At 41.9% G+C, this 6295-nt stretch carries 4 protein-coding genes; 3 read left to right on the forward strand and 1 reads right to left on the reverse strand.

Going from position 1 to position 6295, the window contains the following annotated elements:
* Nucleotides 1–139 precede the first annotated feature (139 nt).
* A complete protein-coding gene (locus tag NJ959_RS24290; protein WP_254014327.1) occupies nt 140–421 on the reverse strand; it encodes a hypothetical protein in 282 nt (93 codons plus the stop codon).
* Nucleotides 422–867: 446 nt separating this feature from the next.
* Here NJ959_RS24290 and NJ959_RS24295 point away from each other — a divergent pair, with 446 nt between their 5' ends.
* From NJ959_RS24295 to atpD, 3 genes are all read left to right on the forward strand, one after another.
* The gene (locus tag NJ959_RS24295) at nt 868–3345 is read left to right on the forward strand and encodes a response regulator (protein WP_254014328.1); all 2478 of its coding nucleotides are present in this window, start codon (nt 868–870) and stop codon (nt 3343–3345) included.
* Nucleotides 3346–3533: 188 nt separating this feature from the next.
* On the forward strand, nt 3534–4508 hold the full coding sequence (locus NJ959_RS24300; RefSeq protein ID WP_254014329.1) for a choice-of-anchor L domain-containing protein: 975 nt from the start codon (nt 3534–3536) through the stop codon (nt 4506–4508).
* 215 nt (nt 4509–4723) lie between these two features.
* On the forward strand, nt 4724–6172 hold the full coding sequence (gene atpD, locus NJ959_RS24305; protein WP_254014330.1) for a F0F1 ATP synthase subunit beta: 1449 nt from the start codon (nt 4724–4726) through the stop codon (nt 6170–6172).
* Nucleotides 6173–6295: the final 123 nt, after the last annotated feature.

A 6295-nucleotide genomic window follows, 5' to 3' on the forward strand; every position in this document is an offset into this window, starting at 1 on the left:
TCTGTGTAGCGACAGATTTCAATCTGTCGTAAAATTTGAGCATGAAACAGCCCTGGGGGAGCAGAGAGCAGGGAGCAGGGGATGAGCATTTTGAATTAAAACTCAAAACGGACTTCGTCCCGCTGCGCTAACAAAACCCTCACTCAAAAATGACAGTGACATCCTTGCACTGAGAAAAATAATTCCAGATGGCGATCGCTAAATCGCTTTCATACTCGAGCTTCTCCACACCCTGACATTCTTTACAGCACTTCTGACAGCAGACTTGGGCTTCCCCATCTAACGCTCCCTCTGGCATCATCAAGCAGATATTAACGATTGGAATCTCCTTCCCGTCACCGCAGCGGTTGTAAGTGCTGAATTTCACTGCGGCGATACAGTTAATGTTGATGATGACATCTGCGAGTCGGATGAATGTCAAAACTAACTCCTCGCAAAGATAATAATTTATTGTGCCTGTTTGGGAGACAGGCGAAACCTAGGGCTATAGCCCTTCTGACTTATAGCAGTCGCCCGTGTTAGGAGATCCTAAAACGCCAGAAGTAATTGACAGCAAGCATTTCAATGCCTGACTTTTGCTATAAATGTCCTACCAACTGTGAGGGGTGTGCCAATTTACCCCACTCTCTTAGGCTTGAAAAACGTTACAATCTGTAATATTACCGTAAGACAAGTAATACGCTAATTAGCATCATAGAGGAATCTGCCAACTATCGGCAACAAAATACGGAAGGCTTTATAAAGTCTTCAAAAAATCTTCAAAAAATATAGAGGGTAGGGAGTAGGGGAGAGAGATGACCCCCTACTCATCAGCTATTTTAAATTGCTACTATAGAATACCCGCCAATGCTATTTCATTATTAAAACATGAAAATTAGAGACCAGATATTTTCAGGATATTTACTCCTCTTTATCGTGACAGCTTTTAGCACCATTTTTGAAATAAGATCGACCAAAACTATTAGTCAGAATTATGAAGAAATTATCCAACAAACTTTACCAGTTACATTTGCAATTCAAAATATAAAATTGGCAGCCATTAATATTGTTTCATCCACCAATGAAATTACCTTTCGTCTGTCAGCAGGTCAAGATTCAAGATCGCAATCAGCAGAAGAACAGCAATTAATTGAAAGAGGTTATAAGCCTTACGAAAATCACCTGAGAGAATATAAAATACTTGTTAATATGTTTTTTCCGGATGAAATTGAATACCTAAAAGAAATCGAAAGAACAGGTAAATTAATCAAAGGCAAAAGTGAGCAGATTATTAAGCTAAAGAAGCAAGGCAAAACAGATATAGAAGAAATTAGTGAACTTAATGAGCAACTTGAAAATTATGAAATTGAATTTTTTCATGCCATAGATAAAGCTATGGCTAAAGAGAATGAAGAACTAGAAACAAGGCAACAAGAAGTAACATCTGGACTTACCAAAGATTTTACTACCGTTTTATCTATTAACTTAATTATCCTAGTTTTTGGCGTGGGTGTTGCGATCCTATTCACTAAGTCCATTGAGCGTCGGCTTTCCCAATTAGTTATCGCTACAGAAAAACTATCTCAAGGCAATAGGACAATAGTTTTACCACCGCCAACCAAAGATGAAATAGGAGAATTAACTACAAGTTTTGACCGGATGGCTCACCAATTACAAGATACCCTTGAATCTTTGGAAGAAAAAGTTGAGGAACGTACTTCAGAATTATCCTTAAAAAATCAAGAATTGGAAAAAGCAAAAATTGAATCCGAATCAGCAAATCGTGCCAAATCTGAGTTTCTGGCGAATATGAGCCACGAAATCCGTACACCGATGAATGCGGTGATTGGGATGACAAGTTTGCTACTTGATACTAATCTTAATTCTGAACAGAGAGAATTTGTTGAAGTAGTGCGCAACAGTGGTGATGGTTTACTTGAGATTATCAACGATATTCTTGACTTCTCTAAAATTGAAGCAGGTAAACTAGAGTTAGAACAACAGCCTTGTAATTTGTCTGAATCTATTGAAAGTGCCCTTGATTTAATTACCACCAAAGCGATAGAAAAAAATCTGGAATTGGGATATCTTATTGAAGCTAACACACCCAATGCCATAATTACTGATAGCACCCGCCTCCGTCAAGTTTTAGTCAATTTACTGGGCAATGCGGTTAAATTTACTGAAAAAGGAGAAATATTTGTTTTCTTAAATACCAGAGAAATTGACTCATCAGATCTCGAATCTATTGAAGATGAAAGTAGCAATGAGTCGTGGTATGAATTGCATTTTCAAATCAAAGATACAGGAATTGGTATTCCGCAAGATCGGATTGGTAAACTATTTCAATCCTTTAGCCAAGTTGATGCTTCCTCCACTCGTAGGTATAGCGGTACAGGATTAGGATTAGCGATTAGCAAGCGACTTGTGAATCTGATGGGAGGTGAAATATGGGTAGAAAGTGAGGTAGGTAAAGGTTCAACTTTTCATTTCACTCTTCGAGCAAAAGCTACCGCCCATAGCAAACTTATTTATGATAATTTAGAAATAACTGACTTACAGAATAAGCGATTATTGGTAGTCGATGATAACCCTACCAATCGTCAGATTGTCCGTTTACAATCTCAATCATGGGGGATGTTTGTTGTAGAAGCAGCATCGGGTGAGGAAGCTTTATCCTGTTTGCAAAAGGAACCTCCCTTCGATATCGCAGTTTTAGATATGCAAATGCCAATTATGGATGGCTTAACCTTAGCCGAAATAATTCACCGTAACTATAATAGTCCTAAATTGCCATTGATACTCCTTACTTCTGTCGGGATAAATCTACCTGCTGTGGAAAAATACTTTGCAGCGATTTTGAATAAACCAATTAGAAGCTCCAGACTTTACAACAGTCTTGTTTCTATTTTAAGTAAACCGAATAGCAAACAAATTATACCTAACTCTCAGGGAGAAATAGCTCCAAGATTTGACTCAACTTTAGGGTGGCGTTTTCCGCTGAGAATCTTACTGGCAGAAGATAATATTGTCAACCAAAAAGTTGCTATCATGCAGATCAAACGTCTAGGTTACAATCCAGATATCGCCGCCAATGGTATAGAAGTTTTAGAGGCACTAGAACGTCAGTGCTATGATGTAGTCTTGATGGATGTACAAATGCCTGAATTGGATGGACTGGAAACCAGTAGATATATTTGTGATAATTTTTTAGAAGATAATCAACCTTATATCATTGCGATGACAGCAAACGCCATGGAGGAAGATCGTCAGGAATGTTTGCAAGCAGGAATGAAGGATTTTATCCGCAAGCCTTTTAAGGTAGAAGATTTAACTGCTGCTTTGCTGAAAGTCCCTGTAAAATAGATAAACTATACAGCGCTAACCACGGTTATGTTGTACATTAAAAATATCGCGATCGATCATCCCAAAAATAAAAAAGCTAGCTTCATCAAAACTTCATCTAAATGTGTTGATTCTGTAAAGACAAGCCAAAACCATTGCCACACCGGAACTCGGTGTGTTAATCATTTTACATATTGAGGGAAAAAACTATGGGTAGTATACCGAAAATTACGACAAGAGCGATTGTGAATGCCATGGCTTTGCCCGCAGCAGGGATCGCGCTCTTGAGTTGGATGGGAACACCGACAATGGCCTTCACCATTACCCAAAATAACACACCAGAAGACCTGCTCAGTGCCCTGCTTGGTGATACAACAGGATTGAGTAATTTTGCGATCGCACCTGACGGGAATGAGCAAGCATTTGGTTTATTCAGTAACGATCCCTTTGGGTTGGCAGGGGGTATAGTCCTGAGTACAGGAAAAGTTATCGATATTCCAGGTGAAAATAAAGAGGATGGAGGAACAATTGTCACAAACTGGCAGAATGTCCCCAACGATTTAAGCACAGACTTTGCCCCAGCCGCTCAGGGAGTTGCGGGAATGGCTGGCGATGCCATGAGTCTAAATATTAGCTTTGACACTGACAGCACCGTCGATAAGTTATTCTTCCAATATGTATTTGGCTCAGAAGAGTTTGTCGAGTTTGGCAATTCCAAATTCAACGACTCATTTGAGCTGCTATTAAATGGTATTAACCTAGCAAAGTTAAGTGACGGGCAGACAGTCACCATCAACAATCTGATTCCTAACCCCACCAATCCCGCATCTTATCACCCCGACTTCATCAGCAATCCAGCCGGAGCTATCACCCAAACCAAACTAGATGGTTATACCAAAATCTTAGGGTTTGAAGGAATACTCAACAAAAATACCAGGAACACCCTCACCATTAATATCAAAGACATTGGAGATGGTTACCTAGACTCAGCAGTATTCATCAAAGGGAAATCATTAGGAACAGTACTAGAGCCAAATTCTACCTCTGTAAACGAGCTACCCCAACCCCCAGATACCAAACAACCTCAGCGTGTTGTTGAACCCAGCACAATCCTGAGTTTATTGGGATTTGGGGCATTAACTCTCACCTCCCGGCGCAAGCGTCACAAAAAATTGAACTCTTAACTAGACAGGCGGAAAGTCCCCCGTTATTTCCTGTCCTTCTCGAAACCGCCACCGCGATCGCTGATGATGATACTCTAGAAGACGGTATTGTTAAGCTTTAACTAACATACGGGAGTTTTACTCCCGATGTGAGGGAAGGAAGTCCGCGCTATATCCCATAGCGGTAAGCGACGGAGTGATATAACCAGCTCTGAAGGAAAATTGTAAGCGCAAGCATGGTAGCCACCACAGTAAAAACCAACATCGGCAAAATCACCCAAATCATCGGCCCAGTCGTCGATGTGGAATTCCCCAGAGGGAATATGCCGCAAATTTACAATGCCTTGAAAATCGAAGGCAAGAATGAAGCGGGACAGGATGTTTCAGTTACCTGTGAAGTTCAGCAACTGCTGGGCGACAATCAGGTACGAGCAGTTTCCATGAGTACCACTGATGGTTTGGTACGGGGAATGAATGTAGTTGACGAAGGCGCACCCATTAGCGTTCCCGTCGGTCCTGGTACATTAGGACGGATTTTCAACGTATTGGGCGAACCAGTAGATAACATGGGTCCGGTTAACGTGACCGAAAGGTTCCCAATTCACAGGCCAGCCCCTAAATTTACTGACCTAGAAACCAAACCCTCCGTCTTTGAAACAGGCGTTAAAGTGCTAGACTTGCTCGCCCCCTATCGGCGTGGTGGCAAGATTGGCTTGTTTGGTGGTGCAGGTGTCGGCAAAACCGTGATCATGATGGAGTTGATCAACAATATCGCTATTAATCACGGTGGAGTATCCGTGTTTGGCGGTGTGGGCGAGCGCACCCGCGAAGGAAATGACCTCTACAACGAAATGAAAGAGTCAGGGGTTATCAATGAAAAAAATATTAGTGAATCGAAGATTGCACTAGTCTACGGTCAGATGAACGAACCACCCGGCGCTCGGATGCGGGTTGGTCTTTCTGCTTTGACTATGGCCGAATACTTCCGGGATGTCAGTAAGCAAGACGTTTTGCTCTTTATCGACAACATCTTCCGGTTTGTGCAAGCAGGTTCCGAAGTATCAGCACTCCTAGGTCGGATGCCTTCTGCGGTGGGATATCAACCCACTCTAGGTACTGATGTGGGCGCATTGCAAGAACGGATTACTTCAACAACTGAAGGTTCCATCACTTCCATTCAAGCAGTTTACGTCCCTGCTGACGATTTAACTGACCCCGCACCAGCTACAACCTTTGCTCACTTGGATGGAACAACAGTGTTGTCTCGCGGTTTGGCATCTAAGGGTATCTACCCCGCTGTTGATCCTCTGGATTCAACCTCCACCATGTTAAGCGCAAGTATTGTGGGCGAAGAACATTACCAAACTGCTCGTGCCGTCCAAGCGATTCTCCAACGCTATAAAGAATTGCAAGATATCATTGCTATTCTTGGCCTAGATGAATTGTCAGAAGACGACCGTTTAGCAGTTGCACGCGCCCGAAGAATCGAACGCTTCTTGTCACAACCGTTCTTTGTTGCAGAAGTATTCACAGGTTCTCCTGGTAAGTACGTCAGTCTGGATAAAACCATCAAGGGATTCAAGATGATTCTCTCTGGAGAACTAGATGACCTGCCCGAACAGGCATTCTACATGGTAGGCGATATCGACGAAGCGATCGCAAAAGCCGCAAAAATCAAGGGTTAATCTTTAGTTATTTGTTATTTGTTCTTTGTCATTCGTTCTGGGATTGCTAATGGCTAATGGCTAATGGCTAATGGTTAATGGTTAAAGACTAATTTTGCTTCCCCCATTCCCCACTCCCCACTC

Source organism: Limnofasciculus baicalensis BBK-W-15 (genome assembly GCF_024178385.1).
Taxonomy (GTDB): Bacteria; Cyanobacteriota; Cyanobacteriia; order Cyanobacteriales; family Coleofasciculaceae; genus Limnofasciculus; species Limnofasciculus baicalensis.